Raw genomic sequence first — 21615 nt, 5'->3', positions numbered from 1 at the left:
ATTGCCTATCCTATTAGATACTTTGAATAAGGTAATTTAGAAATACCTAAAATGATTAAATAAGTAATGAGTAAGGTTATAAATGTAATTACCGGTCTAGAAAAAACATTAAAAAATGGGTCAAGATTAAAAAACGGCATTACCAATCTTCTTAAAATTAATTCATGTCCCAAATAAATACCAAAACTCGTTTTTGACACACTTAAAACAATTGCATCTAATCTTTTAATTGAGAATGGTAGCCTTTTAAAAATCATAAATACACCAATCGAAAACAAAGCAATATTAATAGTCAAATACCTTGTAATTTCAATTGTCGCTTGCGTGTATTTAGTTAAGGTAAAAACAATAAAAAAACTGAATAAAATTATTGATAAGAAACTGATAAAATATTTAACCTGACTTGTTTCTATTATTATTTTTTTTAAATAGAATCCTAAAACAAAATAACCTAAATATCCAGAAAAATAATACAATGTATATATAGAGTTCCATTCATTCATTTCTATATCTAAATCAATTAATTGTAGATAAGGGAAAAATAAGGTAACCAACCAAATTGCTAAGAAAAACAAAAGCTGTTTATTGGACGCTATTTTTAACCATGGAGAAATAATAGGTGTGATTAAAGTCAATCCAATAATACTATACATGTACCATAGATGAGGTGCCGTTAACTTTAATGGGATATAGAAAACCTTTCTTACCATACCAATAACATCTATTTCGGAATAAAAATAAGGAATAATGGCATAAATTATTGACCAAAAAAGAAATGGAAAAAAAAGGCGTGTCAAACGTTTTTTAAATAGCTGCCTTAAATTACCATTATATGGCAACGTTAAAAATCCAGACATCATAAAAAATATAGGAACAGCAATTCGAGAAATATAGGTATACACTTTTTCATAAATTCCACTTCCTATTTCGGGTACATGAACCATTATAACAAAGAAACAGGCAATGAATCTTAAATAATCAATCCATAATAATCTATCAGATGTTTTCATAAAACTATTTATTCCTTGAAATTAATTCCTTTACAATTTGAAAAATTCTTACAGTGTTACTTTCTCTATTATCTTTTTTAAGATAGAATTATAATCATAACCACCCATTTTTACTCTTTCATACCCCTTAATTATTAACTCTTCTAGTTTTTCACTGTTCTTATTATAATAAACTATCTTTTTTACTAAATCAATATTATCATCATAAAAAATAACCTCATCATCAGAATATATTTTTTGAGTTTCTATATTCTTCTCTGTTAATAATGCTGTTCCGCAAGCAGGTATCTCAAATGTTCTTGTTGTATGGTATTCATTAAATCTTTTTGAAAGTAACCCTAAACTAAATCTAGATGACGAAATTAGTTCACTATAAGCCTTATCATAAACTGCTTCACCTAAATATTTAAGGTTTTTACTTTTACTGTTCTTAGCTAAAAACCCTTCCCAATTTTTACCTACCAATTTTAAATTGATTCCGTTTTTTAATAGTAACTCTGCAATCTCTAACCTATGCGGCTCTGCTAAACCAATAAATACCACTGAATCATCTTTTTGATTAAACGCATGAGTTGGTTTATGAATATTTTTAGAATAACCTTGAGTTGTAACCAACAGTTTTTCTTTTGAAACATGTCTCAAGTAAGTATCTATTTCAGCCAACTTAGTCGTTACCAAATAATCATACAAGTTCATTGAACTATTAAAATATGCTGATTTATTCTCATAAAAAGCCATATCTGGTGTATAATGCACCAATTTATCAGTTTGCTTCCTTAGAATTTCTATCGTAGATTTTGTAATAAAAACACCTTTATCAACCCAGATTAAATCATAACTATTCGATTTTAAATTCTTTAAAATATAATTATTTATTTTATAAATAAGAGGTCCAAATTTATACCTAAAACCAATAGTTCTAAAGAGTCTATTCGTTTTAAAAAAAGGAACATGTGTATCAATTATATCAAATTGCGCAGGATTGATGATTTTTGAAATCTCATCAGCTCGCATTTTGCTTGTTGTTCCTTTAGAATACTGACCTATATATAATATTTTCATTTACACCTCCATTTGCTGAACAATTCTCGACCCTACAATATCCCAAGTGTTGTTATCAATAGCATTTTGCCTAGTCTTTTTTCTCATTGCTAAATACATATCAGGATCATTAACCATATTAGCCATAAGTATTTTAAATTCTTTAAAATCTCTAGGGTTATTAATTAAAAAACCTGTTTTATTATTTAGTAAATATTCAGGGATTGCAAATTTATTTGAAGCAATGGCAGGACAACCAAAATAAGCTAATTCGTTGACAACCAACGGATTAACATCTTTCAATGTAGGATGAACTAATGCAAATGCTTGTTCAAAAATTTTTATTAATGCTAAACGCTCTTCTTTTATATTTTTATTAAAAAACCCAAGATATTCTACCCCTTCAGTAGATAGTATGTCGTCATTTGGCTTTTCTCCAACAATCCATAACGTTACATCATATTTTTCTTGTCTTAATGCTTTGATGGCCGATACAACAGTTTCTCCGCCTTTTGGTATAAATTCTCTCGAAATAAACAGAAAATTAAATCCCTCTTCATAATTATCTTTTTTTGGTATATCAATAAACCCTCCTACACCCACATTAATAAAATTTTCACCTAAAAGATTATATTTTTCCTTTGCTTCATTCAGAGCCCATTCAGATCTAAAAAATACTTTAGCTGCATTATTTAACCAATTTGCTTCTTTTTTATAAATTCTATTTAAATCCTTCTTACAAAACTCATTTTTATTATTATAAATCTCAACATACGTTGCAAAACAAGCATCATTAAAACAGAAATAAGGTTTATTTGGGATTATGTCTATCCATTGAGTGAATCCATGAAAAAAGTAAAAATCAACATTATTCTGCTCTCCATTGAATAAGTTACTAATCATTCTTAGTCTCTGATTAGAAAAAAAATGATAATTTCTCTTTAAATTAAGTTTTTTAAGAAAACCTGATTTAATTTTACTTAAAAAATCTGAATTCGCATTTATTTTAATATATTTAATTGTAAAGTTGTTTTTTAAATTATTATAGGTTGCGAAGTTAACGCCCGATCCACCGCCACTTGATTCATCTAAACCAGTATTCGTTATATATCCTAATTTCTTCATTTTACGATGCTTTTAATTTTTGAATAAAACGACAGTACTCTTTTTCATAAAAATAGGGTGACTTTTTATATTTCAATTGCTTTCTATCTCGAAATTCCTTATAATTTAGCTTTTCAAAATCCTCAAAATCAACCATTAGTAGTTTAGGGTAAGTATTTCTTATCTCATAATTTTTAGCGGTTAGTAACTTATTAGAGCACCAAACATCCAAATCTAACGCTAGGTATTCAAAAATTTTATTAGGTGCGTTATAAGTAAAATTTAAAGAGTTCCCTTTATACAATACTAATCCTACATCATATTTCCCATATACTTCTTTAGGTATGTTTTTATAAGCTATACTTCCGTGATAAAATACATTATCAAAACTTTTTAACCAATTTATAAGCTCAGCATCACTAGAATGGGAATAAAAATGTAATTCAAACTTCTCATCATTTCCATAGCTCGTTAACAATTCTTTTAGATATAAGCTATGTAAAGAGATAGATCCTATATGTACAAATCTCGTTTTTTTACTTTGTTCCCTATTTACTTTATTGATCTTAAGGGTATTCCAGTTTTTCGATGGATAATTAGGCAACTCGTGTAAAACAGACTTATCTAAATTAGCACTAACATCATTTACAAACATTTTAAGACGATCCTTATTTGTATGGGAAATCCATTTTGCTTTAGCAAACAACGATTCTTCATACTTTCTCCCCATCCTAGATAAATAGGATTGTCTTTTGTATTCTTCAGTCGAAAAATATTCATGAAAATGAATGAAAATTCTAAGTTTACTTTTAGGAAATAGCTTTTTATAAACAACTACCGGCAATGAGCTTATGGATTCATAATACAACACATTGTCTTTTGTGCGGCATAAGGCTAATAAACTTACAATAAAGTATCTAAAATAATTAATAAAAATTAAACCTTTATTTACATATTTATTAGTTGAAGAATATATGTATTTCCCTGTTATAAGTTGGTAGTCTATATTTTTATTATCTAATAATGATAACATATTTATTAAAGGTGGATACTGCTCTTTTCTTCGATAATGTAATATTAGTAATTTCAATTCTTTGTGTTTAATGCATTATACAATTTGCGAAATAAATCACCTCAAAACAATGACTTAAACTTATGATCACATTTAATATGATTTGTTATTCTTTTTTTTTAATTGATCTCTTTATAATATTTTTATATTTAATGTAATCAAAATATTAAATACACGATTCATAAGTTACCCCTCAACAATAAACCCTTAATTTTTAGCGCATTATTAAACCCTACTAACCTCGCAAATCTTTTAAAATTCTTACCACCAACGGGCCACATATTACCAACATTTAAATCATAAAAATCTTTTTCCGCCTGCGATACCAAATCAGGATAAACGTTATGGTATTGGTAAATAAAATTCAGAAAATTATTCCCCAAAGCCTGTTTTACCTTAGGCATCTCTATATAGCCAGACAAGTTTTGTTTATACAACTGATAAGAGAGAAGCAAAGACGCAGCCTTCGCCTGAGTTTTTTTACTCTGACTTATACTACCAGGCAAGCCTGAACGGTAATACATTTTTGCTGCTTTACAAAACTTAATAGCCTTTGCTTGCATTAAAACCCGACTAAAAAATTCACCATCTTGATTAATTGTTAATCGCTCATCCCATGGTCCTGCATTCTCAATAAGATTACGATGTGTAAGCCATGCACTATTTGTGGTCATCCCTTTACCCATCCAACTTGCTACTAACCAATCTAAAGCTTTTTCAAAATCTTTACTTAGATGTTGAGTCGCCCATTGCACATCATTGGGATTATCATAAAACCGACCCCAAGCCCCATTAACTATAATATCATCACCATAAGTTTTAAATATTTCTAATTGAGCTTCTATTTTATTTGGGCTTAATAAGTCATCTGCATCCAAATATTGTATATAATCACCACTGGCTAATTCTAAACCATAATTGCGTGCAGAACACGCCCCTTTCCCCTTATTCTTAATTAAGGTTAGTTTAGGATGTTGTAAACTTTGTAGGTACTCATATGAACCATCGGCAGAACCATCGTCTATTGCAATAACTTCTATATTTTGATGAGTTTGGTTAAAAGCGCTTTCTAAAGTCTCTTCCAGAAACGGAATAGCATTATAAAATGGAATGATGATTGATACTTTAGTCATCATAATTAATCTTTTTTATTAATTTAGCGGGAACACCAGCATAGATAGAATGAGCCTCAACGTCTTTATTCACCACTGAACCAGCCGCAACGACTGCCTTGCTAGCAATAACCACACCTGGAAGTATAGTGACATTAGAACCAATCCAAGCACCATCTTCAATAACAATTGGTGCTTTAGTTAGGCCACCTTTCCATGCTGGCTTATTAAAATCTGTGTATAAGTGATCATGTGTATAAAGCGTGCAATTAGGTCCAATAGCCACTTCATTTCCGATTGACACGTTATCAACCACATCAATGATGGTGTGATCACCAATACGTGATCCATTGCCAATACTTAATATACCAAACTGTTCTGGTTCACGTGCAAAAATTGAACAATGTGTTTCTATTTTAACATTATTACCAATTAACCAATTATTATGAACATAGAGTCTAGCATTTTCTCCCAATTTAAATCCATTACCAATTGTTAATTTTGCTTGCCTAGTTATTAAAACTGAACATTGAGTTTCGAATAAGCTATTATCGCCAACTTTTAGAAATGAAAATTTAGATATGCCTATATTTACCATTTTATTTAGGTGACCATTTTTACCAAACTCAACCCCACCTTTACCTTCTATTCTCACAGGAAATTGCACTTGCAACCCCTTTCCAAATTTCCCTCTGGATAAACTATAAAGCCAATAAACTTTTCTAACAGACCTGTTTACTAGGTATTTCAAGTAATGTAAAGTTATATAATTCAATTTGTCTAAAAATTAAGTATTAGATATTATTTCCTAAGTATTATGGTTTTTAACTCTTCTACTGACTTTATTCTAAATAAAAACGCCCCTAAAATAAATATTAAAACTCCAATTACACCACCTACTACAATGCGCATTAAATCATGATAGTTTTGTTTGCCAAAAATAGTATCAGTAAAGTACATTATAAATCCAGCAAACAAAGCTAACAGAATTGTTGGTAATACGTCCTTAATTTGCTCTAATAAAGAATAGTTTATTAATTTATTTGTGTAATGCGTATTAACAAATACTGCAATAAAAGCAGACACAACACTTGCATAGACTAACCCATAAATACCATATTGAAAAGCTATAACAATAACTATTGTTGTCATAATTTTCTTTATAACTTCTGCCTTAAGTAATAAATCTGTTCTACCTTTTACTTTTAAAATTTGTAAATTATAGGACTGAATAGGGTGTAATACCCCTGCAATACATAAAATTTGAAAGTAAGGTACGGCTGGCAACCATTTATCTGTGTATAAAAAACGAAAAATAGGTTCGCCTAAAACTGCAACAAAAATTAAAGTTGGTGCGACTATAAATATAACCATTTGCATTACGCGACTATATACATTTTTTAATCGTGATTCATCATTTTGTATTTCTGACAATAACGGAAATGTGATTTTGTTAAATATACCGCCAATGAGGTGCACAGGTAGAATTCTCAAGCCATTAGCTTTACTAAAAAACCCTACTTGAGCAGGTGAGAAAAATTTACCTATTATTAAAACATATGCATTGTCAAATAAAGTATTTAAAATCCCTGAAAGCATAAATTTATACCCAAAATTAAAGTGAACTTTGAACTTTTCTTTACTAAATAACCATAACGGTCGCCATTTTGACTTAAACCACAACTGTAATGTAAAAGCTGTCGATTGCGCCAATTTACTCCAAACTAAACTCCAAACACCAAAACCGTATAAGGCCATAAGGACACCAACAGTACCGCTAATAATTAAAGATGGAGTAGATATTAGCATTAGCGCCTTAAAATCCATTTTTTTTGTTAGTCTAGCCGATTGTATTGCCGCAAAAGCATTAATCACAAAATCCAAGGCGTATACACGTATGATTAATGTTAATTTATCTTGCTGATAAAAATCCGAAATATAAGGTGCAGCTAGTACTATAATAATATAAACAATTAGACTAACAATAAGATTAAAGTAAAACACCGTAGAAAAATCACGATCGTCCGGATTCTCAGTTCTAATAATCGATTCACTTAATCCACTATTAATAAAAGTACTCCCTAGAGCTATAAAAACAGTAAGCATTGCTATAAGTCCAAATTCTTCTGGCAATAATAGACGCGCCAAAATGATTGAAATGATAAAACCAATTATTTGATTGGCAAATTTCTGTAAAGCAGTCCAAACCACTCCTGATAGCGCTCTTTTTTTTAAAGACATAAACTTCTAATAGCTATTTTTTTTAAAACTTCTATTTGAAACACTTCAAACGTATAATATTTTAATTTATAAGTTCCAATGATCAAAAGAATTACCTGTGAGTTCTTTTAATTTTACTACATCTTGACGAAACACAGTTTTTAATCTATTAGTTTCTTGTTCCGAGGGTAAAATGCGATTAACGTTTTTCTTAAATCTATTTTGAAAATAACTACTTCTTATAATTTTTTGATAAAAAATTGGACTTAATTTATTTAGAATTCTCAATGGCAATTTACGAGCGATTGAAATTGGCAAAGTTTTATCATCTTTACTATTACTAATAAAATCAAAAATGGTATCATCCTCCAAATGTCTTACATTAAGAAAATCAAATACACTGTTTAATGTTTCTAATCTTTTAGATTTCAAATCCTCTAAAGTCAAAATATGAATTTGACTTAAATCAAAATATTTTAAATATTCATTTAATTGATAATGATAACAACTTGTATATTCAGGATTTCTCATATCGTTACTAAAGTCAATTTGCTTTTTCAATAAACCATAATAATTCTCTAACAAATGTGATTTGTAGCGATCTAACGGATCTCTAAGAATATAGATTAATTTAATATTGGGCAAAGTTTTATGTAAGCGCTCTGGTATATTCTTGTAAAGTTCATTATGTCGTTTTGTATAACTTTGGGGAGAAGTACCTACTAATTTTTTTTCTGAAACAAAATGATTCTTATACCATTCTAAATTATATTTTTTATAATTAGAATCTGCAAAATAATGTATTTCTTTAACCTCTGTAGTAAAAATATCTGGATGTTTGCCAAGATAATCGTGTAGGCTTGTTGTTCCGCTTTTCATAGCGCCAATAATCATAAAATCAGGTAATCTGCCTTCCATATTTAGTTGTAAATAAATGAAAATTCATTAAAAAAATCGATGTTTCACATAACTTTCTTCAACTCTCATTGTTGTATTAATTAATATTTTTTTCAAAAGTTATTATAAAAAAATTGGCTATCTTATTTCATCATAGATATTACGAAGATTTTTCATCTTTTAGCTTTGACGGAGAGAAAAACTTTATAATATTAGTATAGTCCGAAGTTTAAGATTGATTAACAATAATAATTAACGTTTTCGATGTGCAAAAGTACGATTTAAATCACTTATTGTTAAAATAAATTGGAAACATATTCTATTATTTTCAGCTCTATTTCGATATCATTCATCTAAAAATCAAGGACATGAACCAGACTGAGTAAAAATACTCGAATAGGTAAAATGACTATTCAATATACTGATATCATCATAAAGATTTTAGGTTGCAATTAGTAATTACTTTTATTCTCTGCAATTCTAACACACATCCAAGAAATACACCCCGAAACTACAATTAGTTCAAAAATCCTTCTTTATTAAAGTTTAATTTTCAATTTGGTTTGAGTAAGATACCAATTATATGTTAGTCTTATACCTTCTTCTAAAGTTATACTATGCGTCCAGCCAACTGATTCCAACTTAGAACTATCCATCAATTTACGAGGTGTACCATCGGGCTTAGAACTATCCCAAACAAGCTCGCCATTATGACCAACAATAGTTTGAATCGTTTCTGCTAATTCTTTTATCGTCACATCAGTACCAGTACCCACATTATATAAATGTTCTGGCAATATGTTTTCTACAGCAAAAACTACAGCTTGTGCCATATCATCAACATGCAAAAACTCGCGCATTGGCGTACCGCTTCCCCATAGTGTTACTGGAGCATTGGTTGCTTTAGCTTCATGAAACTTTCGTAACATGGCCGGTAACACGTGAGAGCTTTTTAAATCAAAATTATCGAAAGGACCATAAAGATTTGTCGGCATTAAGCTTACAAAATCTTTACCGTATTGTTTTCTAATCGCTTCACAGGCTTTTACTCCTGCTATTTTTGCGATAGCATACCATTCATTAGTAGGTTCTAAACTATCCGTTAATAAATACTCCTCTTTTAACGGTTGTGGAGCAAACTTTGGATAGATACAAGAACTTCCTAAGAACACAAATTTTGAAACAGCCGTCTTATGAGCTGTATCAATAAGGTTATTCTGTATCTGTAAGTTTTCCATTAAAAATGGATAAGGATTCTCATTATTAGCGAGTATCCCACCTACTTTTGCTGCCGCATTTATGACAACATCTGGTTGTTCTTTATTGAAAAAATCAATTACTGCTTGTTGATTTCTTAAATCGAGTTCGGCACTTGTTTTACCTATAAGGTTTGTATAGCCTTTTGTTTCCAATGCTCTCCAAACGGCAGAGCCTACCATACCACGATGACCTGCAATGTAGATGCGTGATTCGTGATTCGTGATTCGTTGTTCGTTACTTGTGACTTGGGGGTTTTGATTTGTCATGCGTTATTCGTTACTCGTGATGCGTTATTTGTGATTGGTGATGCGTTACTTGTGATGCGTTACTTGTGATTCGTGATGCGTGATTCGTGATGCGTGATTCGTTACTCGTGATTCGTTGTTTGTGATTCGTGATTCGTTGTTCGTGATTCGTTACTTGTGATTCGTTGTTGGTGATTCTTTGTTGTTTTGGGCTTATTTTGTTTTTATGTAGCGGATGAGTCCATAAATTAACTTTGTTAATCGTTCTATATCGTCTGTCATCTTTTGGGTGTCATCAATATAATTTAACCGTCTTGCGATAAGCACTTGTGTTTCTACCTCAGCTAACGACCCCAAAGCTATATATAAAAACTGAATAAATTCTTTATCACCTTTTCTCCCCGCACCTTCTGCTATATTACTCGGAATGGAAACCGCTGCTCTTCTAACTTGAGACGTCAAACCATAAACTTCATTAGATGGAAACGATTGAGAACATTTGTAAATGTCTTCTACCAAATCCATTGCTTTTTTCCAAGCGTCTAAATCTTTATGGGTTTTCATAGTTTTTGGTTCGTGGTTCGTTATTCGTGATGCGTTTCTCGTGATTTGTTGTTCGTGATTCGTTGTTCGTGATGCGTGATTCGTTGTTTGTTGTTTGTGATTCGTGATGCGTTACTCGTGATTCGTTGTTCGTGATTCGTGATTCGTTATTTGTTATTTGTGATGCGTTACTCGTTGTTCGTTGTTTAAGATTTCACATTTTTCACTGTACTAATCACCAATCACCAATCACCCATCACGATTCATCCATCACCATTTACTCAAAATAATTCAACGTTTTATAGCCACCTTCTTCGAGGTACTGCTGTTCTCTCATGAGTTTAATGTCACTTTGCATCATGTCCTTAACCAAATCGTTAAGATCATACTTACATTCCCATCCTAATTTATTTTTGGCTTTTGAAGCATCTCCTATCAATAACTCCACTTCAGTTGGTCTAAAGTAGCGTGCATCTACCGCTAAAACTTCTTTACCGATTTCGATTTGATATTTTGGATTGTTACATTTTACGACATAAGCTTTCTCTGCTTCGCCTTCTCCTTTAAATTCTAATTCAATACCGACCTCAGCAAAACTCATGTGTACAAAATCACGGATACGTGTGGTTTTTCCCGTTGCAATGACCCAGTCTTCTGCTTCATCCGCTTGAAGAATCATCCACATCATACGAACGTAATCTTTAGCATGTCCCCAATCCCTTTGAGCATCAAGGTTTCCTAAGTAAAATTTATCTTGTAAACCTAAAGCTATTCGCGATACTGCTCTTGTGATTTTTCGTGTTACAAACGTTTCCCCTCTTATTGGTGATTCGTGATTAAACAAAATACCATTACACGCATACATATTGTAAGCTTCACGATAGTTTACCGTTATCCAATAGGCATACATTTTTGCTACAGCATAAGGTGAACGTGGGTAAAATGGTGTTGTTTCCGATTGTGGAACTTCTTGTACTTTTCCGTATAACTCAGATGTTGACGCTTGGTATATTCTCGTTTTATTTTCTAGACCTAATAAACGTACAGCATCTAAGATTCGTAACGTTCCTAAACCATCTGCGTTACCTGTATATTCTGGAATTTCGAACGACACAGCCACATGACTCATTGCCGCTAGATTATAAATTTCATCGGGTTGAATCTCTTTAATCAATCGAATAAGATTCGTACTATCCGTCATATCACCATAATGCAGATAAAAATTTCGATGATCTACATGCGGATCTTGATACAAATGATCAATTCTATCGGTGTTAAATAATGACGAGCGACGTTTTAGGCCATGAACTTCATACCCTTTCTTTAGCAAAAACTCACTAAGATAGGCTCCGTCTTGTCCTGTAACTCCTGTAATAAAGGCAACTTTACTCATATTGTACTATAAAAAAATAGTTATAAATTAGAATTATTTCAGTCTACAAAGCTAATAAAATATAAGACTAGCTAACCTTTTAGGCTTAGAAAATAAAATTTTGATTCTCGAAAGCTATTTCAGTTTCAAAACATTACATGTCTCTAAAAACTTAAATTTTCAAAATAATTATTTTAAAGCTTAAAGTCATTTCTGTTAACTAAGCCCTTTTACTACAAACCAATTATTTAAAAGTTCTTCCCTATTATACAACATACGCTTTTTGGTAGCCCAATCTATAACTTCAAAACCTGCATGTTCACAAATAGCTTGCCCTGCAGCCGTATCCCACTCCATGGTAGGAGCGAATCTTGGATAACAATCCGCTTGACCTTCAGCGACCATACATAATTTTAGCGAGCTTCCTTTAGAAATCAGATTTACATTACCATGCTTTTCTCGCATTTTCGAAACATAAGTTTCCGTTTCTGGTGACATGTGCGAGCGACTTGCTACAACTGTAAATGTTTTATCTTCTCGTTCTAATGGTAATTTTTTACCAAGATTTAATAATGAATCTATACTATAATCTTCAAGGTTTACCATTACTTTAAAAGCACCTTTTTCTTTAGTTGAAAAATATAACTCTCCTGAAACTGGGACAAAAATGACACCCAATATGGTTTTCTGATCTTCTATCAACGCGATATTAACTGTAAATTCGCCATTACGTTTTATAAACTCCTTTGTACCATCAATAGGATCGACTATCCATAGTTGACTCCAATCTTTACGGTCATTATAAGGAATAGATTTACCTTCTTCGGATAACACAGGAATATTTGTTGCTTTCAAATGCGATATAATCACATTGTGTGATGCCGTATCTGCTTTGGTTAATGGTGAATTATCTCCTTTCAGTTCTATTTCAAAATCCTCCGACTTATAGATATCTAGAATTACTTTTCCGGCTTCTAGGGCTGCGTTGATACTGTGATGCAGTAATTCGGTGAGGTGGTGAGGCGGTGAGGCCGTGAGGCGGTGTGACGGTGAGGCGGTGAGGCCGTGAGACGGTGATTCGGTGATTCGGTTATTCGGTAGATTAGAGCTTTTATTATTCATTTTACTTACTTAGTTTTTTACTTAAAGCCTGTTTTAAACGGTATAACATTTTTCTAATTGTAATGATGTTGTTTTGTAATGTATCATCGAACGTTATATACCCAATTCGTTCTGCTATGACTAACTGTGTTTCTATTTCGGCCAGTGATCCCGATGCAATATTTAAAAATCGAATAAAATCCTTTGTAGAACCTCTACTCGAACCCTCAGCTATATTAGAAGGCAACGAAACAGCTGCTCTTCTAAGTTGAGAGGTCAATCCAAAGTTTTCAGACGCAGGAAAACCCTTTGTAAGTTTATAAATATCCTCTACTAGATTTAAACTTAATTTATAAACTTCTAAATCTTTATGAGTCATAATTAAAATTTTAAAATCCCTATTCTAAAGATTCACCGCATCACAGTCTCACTGCATCACAGTTTCACTGTATCACCGTTTCACCGCATCACCGTTTCACCGCATCACCACTATATAATCATCCCAGCACCAATAGTCTCATTGGTTTGCTCGTCTATAATAATGATACTTCCAGTTTGACGATTCTTCTTATACGCATCATAAAATAAAGGCTTAGCTGTTCTGATAGACAAACGCGCGATATCATTCATCTCCACTTTATCAATACCTTCTATTCTGTGTAATGTATTAATATCTATCTTATACTTTAATTCCTTAACCATACCAATAGACTCGTTTGTGGTATGTTTAATAACCACCTTCGTACGTGCCTGAATTGGTTTTGTACTCATCCAAGTCACTAACACTTCTAAATCTTGACTCACTAAGGGCACATTATTTTCGCGCACAATCATGTCTCCACGACTATTATCTATTTCGTCTTCTAGAGTCATCGTTACAGACATAGGCGCAAATGCTTCCGAAATTTGCTCCCCATTAAGTTCAATGGTTTTTATCGTAGACACGAATCCTGAAGGTAACGACTTCACCTTATCACCTGGCTTAAAAACACCACCATCAATACGACCTGCAAAACCTCTATAATCCTGATTCTCTAGTGTATGAGGTCTTATCACAGATTGAATAGGAAAACGACAATCCACCAAATTATGATCGCTAGAAATATGAACGGTTTCTAAATGGTACATTAACGTACTTCCGCCATACCAATCCATGTTTTCAGAACGGTTAACAACGTTATCTCCATTTAAAGCTGATATAGGAATAAACTGAATATCACTAATACCTAACTTTGATGAAAAGGCTTTAAAATCTGAAACTATTCCGTTATAGACATCTTCGCTATAATCCACTAAGTCCATTTTATTAACACAAACAATAGCATGTGGAATACGCAATAAAGACGCGATAAATGCGTGACGATGGGTTTGCTCTAGCATTCCTTTTCGTGCATCTATAAGTATAATGGCTAAGTTCGCTGTAGAAGCGCCAGTCACCATATTACGCGTGTACTGTATATGACCTGGTGTATCTGCTATAATAAATTTACGCTTTGGAGTCGCAAAATAACGATAAGCTACATCAATCGTAATGCCTTGCTCGCGTTCTGATTTTAATCCATCTGTAAGTAATGATAAATCAACATAATCAAAACCTTTAGATTTACTAGAAGCTTCAACGGCATCTAGTTGATCTTGAAAAATTGATTTACTATCGTATAATAAGCGTCCTATTAAGGTGCTTTTTCCATCATCTACACTTCCTGCTGTTGTGAACCTTAATAGTTCTATGTCTTGATATTTCATGGTGTTGTGTGTTTTCTGTTGTCTGTCTTCAGTTGTCGGTTGTTGATTGTCTGATGTGTTTTAGTAGGTCTTATATTCATGAGGTTACTCATAAATTCATATTATTTTTTATTTTCTCATTTTCATTTTTTGCTTGATCAAAACTGCGAAGCACATCATGAGTTCAAAACAAAAATAAGAATAGACGAATAAAACGAAACAAAAAAAATCATAACTGAAAATTATTTTACTAAAAATTTCTTTTGCTACGGCACAAAAATGGTCTGCCGTTTTCTCAAAATCACTTAAATTTATATTTATAATACGTTTTCATTATTGTAATCTGTTTCCTAATATTTTTGTTTAACCCTTCGCTTCAAATCATTTTTTCCGTAAAATAATTGTTAGGTTGTTTTGGCATTTCGTGAAATTTGAACATCATTTTAAAACGATATAATCTCCCCATTCAAATTATTTCGCCGTTAAACAGGTTCTTATTGAAAGCGAACCTTGAAATAGCACTCCAAAAAGTCTATATTCTAGGCTCTAACTTCTATTCTCTTTTATTTTAAAAGTAACCTTGTTTTTTACGATCTTCCATCGCTGTTTCTGCACGTTTATCATCTGCTCGTCCACCACGTTCAGTAGTTCTTGTAGTTGCAATTTCTTCAATGATTTTATCTAAGGTATTTGCTTCAGATTCTACTGCACCAGTAATTGGCATATCTCCACAAGTTCGGTAACGAATCGTCATATTTACGACTTCCTCTCCTTCCTTTAATTTAATAAATTCTGAGTTTGCTAAAATCACACCGTCTCTCACGACACAGTCGCGTTGGTGAGAAAAATAAAGTGATGGCAAATCAATGTTTTCTAATTTGATATATTCCCAAACATCCATTTCTGTCCAGTTAGAAATTGGAAATACTCTAAAATGCTCTCCGTAGTTTTTACGTCCGTTAAACAAATTCCATAACTCTGGTCTTTGATTTTTAGGATCCCATTGTCCAAATTCATCTCTATGTGAAAAGAAACGCTCTTTCGCTCGGGCTTTCTCTTCATCTCTTCGTGCTCCACCCATCGCTGCATCTACTTTATACGCTTCCAAAGTATCTAATAACGACACAATTTGAAGTGAATTACGAGACGCATCTGCACCAGTTTCTTCTTTTGCACGTCCGTTATCGATAGCTTCTTGTACAGAACCTACTATAAGTTTAACCCCTAGTTTTTCTACTAATTCATCACGAAAAGCAATTGTTTCAGGAAAATTATGACCTGTATCAATATGTATTAAAGGAAACGGTATTTTTGCCGGAAAGAACGCTTTTTTAGCTAAATGCGTCAACAAAATAGAATCCTTTCCTCCTGAAAATAATAATACTGGATTTTCGAATTGTGCTGCAATCTCTCGAATCACAAAAATGGCTTCCGATTCTAATTCTTTTAAATGATTAATTACGTAATTACTCATGTTATTTATTTTAATTTTTGAATAATAAAGTCTAGAATAGTTTGAACAGATGCTTCAATGGACTGATTATCTGTTACGATTTCTAAATCTGGATTGATAGGAGCTTCATAAGGTGCTGAAATTCCTGTCATATTTTTAATTTCTCCCGCTCGTGCTTTTTTGTAGAGACCTTTTACATCTCTACGCTCGCACTCTTCTAAAGAGGTGTTTATATATACTTCTATGAAATTTTCTTTACCAACGATGGTTTTAATATTCTCTCTGTCTTTAATATAAGGAGACACAAAAGCGGCTAAAGTTACAACACCTGCATCTACCATTAAGTTCGCAATTTCGGCAATACGTCTTATGTTTTCAGTACGATCTCCTGGAGCAAACGTTAGGTCTTTATTAATACCTTGTCTTATATTGTCACCATCTAAACTAAAAGTAGAAATGTTACTTTTGTGTAATGCAACCTCTACTAAGTTAGCCAAAGTAGACTTCCCAGAACCAGATAAACCTGTAAACCACACTAAAAAAGATTGGTGATTATGTAAGCGTTTGCGATCTGCTTTTGTTATTTTATAATTATGTCTAACCGTATTTAGACTCATAATTCTCTTTAATTTTTCAAATTATTTAATCGTTTTCTTTCTTTTCTTCGATCTAAACCATAGTTAATGCGATACCAAAGTTTTTCATGTCCAAAATACAATAGCATTTTTGTTACGACTTCGGCACCACCAATTTTAAGTCCAGTTAACGGATTCCCTGAAATCAACCAACCTAAAATAATGGTATCTAAAGTACCTACACCGCGCCACGAAAAGGTTTTAAGAATATGCCGTTTATTAGACGACTTTATTTTCGATTTAAACCAAACCCTTTCATGTATGTAATACAAGACCATTTTAGTAATCATTTCAAATGCCCCCATTTTCATACCAATGGCTAAATCACCAGAAATATACCATGACAATAATAACGTGTCCAAGGTTCCTATAATGCGCCACGTAATCGTTTTAGCGAAATGTCTTTTACTAAATTTCAAACTTTACCAATATTAAAATTTTATAGCCATTCATTTATAGTGTTTTGAACACTTATATCCTTCGTACTTTCTTTTAAATAAAGGGATGATTTTCACCTCTATTAGAACAAAAAACGAACCGATATACAAATCAAAATTGAGCAAAAATACTTAATTAACAACTCATAGCTTTTAAAAAAATCATATTATTCATACAATTGATAAATTGAGAATTATTATTAGGATATTTTAAGATTTCAAATTTTTGAACCAATATTTATGATTTAAACTCAATCTAGTCTTTTTTAAGTTTAATTTTTAGACAAATCGAAACTAAATATCATTATAAAATTTAAGTTTAAGATATTTAATTACATAAAAATCAGCACTAAATGGTTAAAACAAAAAACACTGAAGCATGACAAAAGAAACACTCCTAACGTTTAATTAAATAAAAATGTACGATTTTTCATATAGTAAATAATATTACGTATTTGCAAGTATAATCGACAATAAAACACTCTAGCTTCAACATATTTTGTTAGGCATAGTTATCACAATTTTCATTATCTTTGACCCATCTCAAATTTAAGTAAACCTCCTACATTTCAGTAAATTAATACTACAATTTAAAAGATTTAATTAAATAGAGATTATGACTAAAACTTACATTTTTTGCATTTTGGTTTCCCTTTTTTCATATGGGTTTAGCCAAACAATCGTAACCGTAGATCGTCCCAATATTGTTGGACCAACACAAACAGACCATGTAACCTCTGTCTCTTCTAGCGGGTTTGTTCGTGGATCTGGTGTTAATCTAAGTTCTGCTAATGCTAATTTTACATCAAATGATTGGACTGTTGGTGGAGACCAACCAACTGCGGCAGCTAATAATGACTACATAGAGTGGTCTATTTCAGCTAATACTGCATTCGAAATCACATTAGATGAGTTAGATATTAGACTGAGAAGAAATCCTAATGGTCCTAGTGACTTCCAAATATTTTATAGTTTAGATGGCTTTGCCACTACTGGGACTTCCTTAGACGGATCTCGCACATTAGCAGCGAATTCGAATACTAATATAAACTTAGCTAGCTTAAGTGTTTTATCTGGAATTTCAGGAACTATAACATTTAGATTATATGCATGGGGAGCCGGTAGTAGTGGAGGAATCTTAAGAGTACTTCCTAATGCCGCTTGGTCAATTTCTGGTGTCGTTCCTTCCCCAGGATTAAGACTGGTTGGTAGCGCATCAACAAGCTCAACGAATAGTGCTAATTCTGATATTATAGCTTCTACTTTCCCTTTATTCCCTGTTCAACAAAACATTGATTATAATTCTACATATATAACGCCTTCTGGTCTTAATCTAAGTAACTCTGTTCCTTTAGGTGCGTTTACGATTAGAGACGGTGGTATCGGTACAGATACTGATTCCGATGGCACGACATTAACATCCATTGAGTTTGACGTAGACAAATATGAAAATATAGCTGCATTAGCCATATTAGATCTAGGCACATTCACAATTATCTCGGAAGTTACAACTGTTACTGAATTCACAACATTTAATGGTCTAAACTTAACGGCTGCTGACAACAGCAGTAGACAATTTTTAATTTTAGGGTCATTTAAATCTGTAGTAACAGATAACGAACAACTACAACTAACCATCACTAATGCAATTACACTTGCAAGTGGTAGTTCTCTTTTCGGATTAAATAACGCAGGTGGCGCACAAACCTCAATCGTTGGTGACGATAACCGTATTGAAGTTATTGCAAGCAAGTTTGAATTTGTACAACAACCCACTAACGGAAACCAAAACGAACCTATAACACCTTTTCCTACAATAATTGCTGTTGATGTGAATTCAAATTTAGATTTAGATGCGAATATTACAGGTATTAGCGTTACCGCTTCTCCTAGTAGTAGTATTGCACCAGAAACATATAATATGATCAATGGTGAAGCAACTTTAGATAATGTGGTTTTTACAAGTACAGTTTCAGGCGTAAGTATAAACGCTAGTGCTTCGGATATCTCTGGAACCAGTAACGTCTTTAATATTAACGGCCCATTATTAGCTATCGCTGAGCAAAACTTTGATACAGCTACAGGTTGGACTTACATTACCAATACAGCACCTTTTGGTACTATTACAGATTGGGGCGATACTATCGGTTATTTTGGAGAAATTGCCTTAGCTGATGCATCCCCATTAGATAACATATTGTTTTCTGGAGACATTTTTGGAGAAAATGATTTGAATGATGACGGAAATTCTTTTGCGACTTTAACTTTTTCGGATATCGATGTTACTGGTCGAACAGATATAAGAATAGAATTTGATTGGCAAGTTATTGGTTACCTCAACAATGCAAATGATATACAATATAGATTAGTCCTCAATGGTAGCGCAAGTGGCGGATGGGTTTCTGTTTTTAATGGAATCTCTGGAGATGACAGTAATGACAATGATCAAGGTAGAGCTAAAATTATTATACCTGATGGCAATTCTACCGTAGGGCTTCAAGTGAGACTAAGAAATAATCTTGCAAATGGTTATTCTGGTTTTGATAATTTCAGATTAGTTAGTCAGTTTAGTGGATTAATCTACACTAATGCAGGCGGCTGGAAAGACAACATTAAACCTGATACAACAACAGGAGCTTTAAACGCTCTAGTTATTGATGGTACATATAATGTAGATAATAATGCGAACATCAATAATTTAATAATTAATGATGGTGCTTTTACTGCAATTGACTTTGGTAAGTCCATTACAACAACGAATAACGTGATAAACGAAGGTTCTTTAATCTTAAATTCTATAAGTAATAGTTATTCAAGTTTAATAGTCAATGGTTCAATACTAAATGAAGTCACCTATAATCGTCACGTAAATCAAGTTGCCGATACAGGTTCTACTTCTGGAAATAACGATTTAATATCAGCACCAGTAACTAATGCTAGTCAAACATTCCTTGCCTTAAGAACCGTTAATACAGAGATACCATCTGGCGTTATAAGTGGAGTACCTTCATTTTTATTTGGACCTTTTAATAACAACACAAATGCTTACGTTAACTACTCTGCAGCTGACGATGCATCCGTAATAACATCTGGTATAGGTTATAGAACAGCTTCGGACACCCCTACAGGCTCTACTTTTGAATTTGTTGGAGATGTTGAGACTGGATCTGTATCTGTTCCTATTACAGTAGGCTCTAGCAGCACATTTAATCTTATTGGAAATCCTTACCCTTCTTACTTGAGTCTTTCAGAGTTCTTGTCAAATAATGGAGCTAATTTTAGTTTATCTAGCTACGGAGTTTATGGTTACACTGGTGAATTATCTGTATTTACAGTATGGAATCAAGCTTATTCTGACGCGAACCCTTCTGCGAAATTAGCACCAGGGCAAGGTTTCTTTGTGTCTTCAAAAACTGGAGGAGCCACTATTGCATTTACTCCAGCAATGCGAAGAACAGGAACAAGTGACGATTTTATTAGCGGTAGATCTCAAAATCAAAACTTAGCGCATTTAAATATTGAAGTTGCAAAGGAAAATGGAGCGTATCAAACCGCCTTATACTTTAACGACAATGCCACATTAAGTATGGATCCTGGTTATGATTCTGAACTATTTGAAGCTAACACACCTGCTTTTTCTATCTATTCGCGTTTAGTAGAAGATAACTTAGGAAAAGATATGGCAGCGCAATCTGTAAGCTATTCGGACTTAAACAATGTTACTATTCCTTTAGGGATTAATATTGCACAAGGAGAGCAAGCTGTAGTTAGTATTGCGGAACATAATATTCCTGAAGGTACTACGGTAATTTTAGAAGATAACGCCGCAAGTACATTTACCAACCTATTAGAAGGTGATTATACGTTTATACCAGCTACAACTTTAAACACTACTGGACGTTTCTATTTACATTTCGGACAATCTACATTGGGTGTCAATGATAACTTACTTAATGGTTTAGAAATTTTTGTAAATACTAGTCCTAAGTCAATTGTTGTAAAAGGACAATTAGAAGGTCAAACAGCATTCAAATTATTTGACATACAAGGCAGACTAGTAACCACACAATCACTAAACTCTAATAACACAGAGCATAATATTGATGCTTCTAATCTTACTGCTGGTATTTACGTTGTACAATTACAAAATACAACTGGCAACAGAACTCAAAAAGTTATTATTAGATAAGTCTAATACTTATATCATTTAAGCCAAAAGTGCATCTTAATAAGATGCACTTTTTTTTTGTTTCTAAACCAATAGAACGCGAATTGCGTATAAAGAACTTATCCCGATTAAGCAATAATTATAAATAAAATAATAAACATTTTTTCAGCTACTACACCTACCACTTAACAAATTAAAATACAACAACTTATACACCATA

At 32.4% G+C, this 21615-nt stretch carries 18 protein-coding genes; 1 reads left to right on the top strand and 17 read right to left on the bottom strand.

The genetic code is table 11. The features are described 5' to 3' along the window. Positions 1 to 5: 5 nt before the first annotated feature. The 17 genes from HM984_RS02980 to HM984_RS02900 form a co-directional block, all read right to left on the bottom strand. On the bottom strand, positions 6 to 1010 hold the full coding sequence (locus HM984_RS02980; protein ID WP_179348063.1) for an acyltransferase: 1005 nt from the start codon (positions 1008 to 1010) through the stop codon (positions 6 to 8). Positions 1011 to 1058: 48 nt separating this feature from the next. Next, on the bottom strand, positions 1059 to 2072 hold the full coding sequence (locus HM984_RS02975) for a glycosyltransferase family protein (protein WP_179348062.1): 1014 nt from the start codon (positions 2070 to 2072) through the stop codon (positions 1059 to 1061). Then, positions 2073 to 3176 carry a glycosyltransferase family 4 protein gene (locus HM984_RS02970; protein ID WP_179348061.1) on the bottom strand — a complete coding sequence of 368 codons (1104 nt, stop codon included), beginning with the start codon at positions 3174 to 3176 and terminating at the stop codon, positions 2073 to 2075. 1 nt (position 3177) lies between these two features. After that, the gene (locus HM984_RS02965) at positions 3178 to 4245 is read right to left on the bottom strand and encodes a glycosyltransferase family protein (RefSeq protein WP_179348060.1); all 1068 of its coding nucleotides are present in this window, start codon (positions 4243 to 4245) and stop codon (positions 3178 to 3180) included. A gap of 161 nt (positions 4246 to 4406) precedes the next feature. Then, the gene (locus tag HM984_RS02960; protein ID WP_179348059.1) at positions 4407 to 5363 is read right to left on the bottom strand and encodes a glycosyltransferase family 2 protein; all 957 of its coding nucleotides are present in this window, start codon (positions 5361 to 5363) and stop codon (positions 4407 to 4409) included. Beyond that, a complete protein-coding gene (locus HM984_RS02955) occupies positions 5353 to 6090 on the bottom strand; it encodes an acyltransferase (protein ID WP_179348058.1) in 738 nt (245 codons plus the stop codon). The genes HM984_RS02960 and HM984_RS02955 overlap by 11 nt, the downstream gene beginning before the upstream one ends. Before the next feature lie 50 nt (positions 6091 to 6140). Next, positions 6141 to 7580: a lipopolysaccharide biosynthesis protein gene (locus HM984_RS02950; protein ID WP_179348057.1), complete on the bottom strand. Its 1440-nt coding sequence runs from the start codon at positions 7578 to 7580 to the stop codon at positions 6141 to 6143. 66 nt (positions 7581 to 7646) lie between these two features. Continuing rightward, the gene (locus tag HM984_RS02945; protein WP_179348056.1) at positions 7647 to 8477 is read right to left on the bottom strand and encodes a sulfotransferase domain-containing protein; all 831 of its coding nucleotides are present in this window, start codon (positions 8475 to 8477) and stop codon (positions 7647 to 7649) included. A 518-nt stretch (positions 8478 to 8995) separates the two neighbouring features. Then, positions 8996 to 9982, bottom strand: coding sequence for a GDP-L-fucose synthase family protein (locus tag HM984_RS02940; RefSeq protein WP_179348055.1), 987 nt, complete (start codon positions 9980 to 9982; stop codon positions 8996 to 8998). A gap of 192 nt (positions 9983 to 10174) precedes the next feature. Next, on the bottom strand, positions 10175 to 10525 hold the full coding sequence (locus HM984_RS02935) for a four helix bundle protein (RefSeq protein WP_115807808.1): 351 nt from the start codon (positions 10523 to 10525) through the stop codon (positions 10175 to 10177). 256 nt (positions 10526 to 10781) lie between these two features. Beyond that, entirely contained in the window at positions 10782 to 11897 is a 1116-nt protein-coding gene (gene gmd, locus HM984_RS02930) for a GDP-mannose 4,6-dehydratase (RefSeq protein ID WP_179348054.1), read from the bottom strand. A 195-nt stretch (positions 11898 to 12092) separates the two neighbouring features. Next, the gene (cysQ, locus tag HM984_RS02925) at positions 12093 to 12998 is read right to left on the bottom strand and encodes a 3'(2'),5'-bisphosphate nucleotidase CysQ (protein WP_179348053.1); all 906 of its coding nucleotides are present in this window, start codon (positions 12996 to 12998) and stop codon (positions 12093 to 12095) included. Between the two features lies 1 nt (position 12999). Continuing rightward, positions 13000 to 13356 carry a four helix bundle protein gene (locus HM984_RS02920; RefSeq protein WP_179348052.1) on the bottom strand — a complete coding sequence of 119 codons (357 nt, stop codon included), beginning with the start codon at positions 13354 to 13356 and terminating at the stop codon, positions 13000 to 13002. 110 nt (positions 13357 to 13466) lie between these two features. Then, entirely contained in the window at positions 13467 to 14723 is a 1257-nt protein-coding gene (locus tag HM984_RS02915) for a sulfate adenylyltransferase subunit 1 (protein WP_179348051.1), read from the bottom strand. Positions 14724 to 15270: 547 nt separating this feature from the next. Then, positions 15271 to 16176: a sulfate adenylyltransferase subunit CysD gene (gene cysD, locus HM984_RS02910; RefSeq protein ID WP_115807812.1), complete on the bottom strand. Its 906-nt coding sequence runs from the start codon at positions 16174 to 16176 to the stop codon at positions 15271 to 15273. Between the two features lie 5 nt (positions 16177 to 16181). Then, positions 16182 to 16772 carry an adenylyl-sulfate kinase gene (cysC, locus tag HM984_RS02905; RefSeq protein WP_179348050.1) on the bottom strand — a complete coding sequence of 197 codons (591 nt, stop codon included), beginning with the start codon at positions 16770 to 16772 and terminating at the stop codon, positions 16182 to 16184. An 8-nt stretch (positions 16773 to 16780) separates the two neighbouring features. Beyond that, complete coding sequence (locus HM984_RS02900) at positions 16781 to 17209, bottom strand: DUF2061 domain-containing protein (RefSeq protein ID WP_179348049.1); 429 nt, start codon at positions 17207 to 17209, stop codon at positions 16781 to 16783. Positions 17210 to 17843: 634 nt separating this feature from the next. On the opposite strand from HM984_RS02900, the gene HM984_RS02895 reads away from it, so the two are divergent. After that, positions 17844 to 21416: a T9SS type A sorting domain-containing protein gene (locus HM984_RS02895; RefSeq protein WP_179348048.1), complete on the top strand. Its 3573-nt coding sequence runs from the start codon at positions 17844 to 17846 to the stop codon at positions 21414 to 21416. The last annotated feature ends 199 nt before the right edge of the window (positions 21417 to 21615 follow it).

This window comes from Winogradskyella pacifica (genome assembly GCF_013403915.1).
Taxonomy (GTDB): Bacteria; Bacteroidota; Bacteroidia; order Flavobacteriales; family Flavobacteriaceae; genus Winogradskyella; species Winogradskyella pacifica.
The sequence above is the reverse complement of the archived record's forward strand: the minus strand, read 5'-3'. Positions and strand labels throughout refer to the sequence as shown.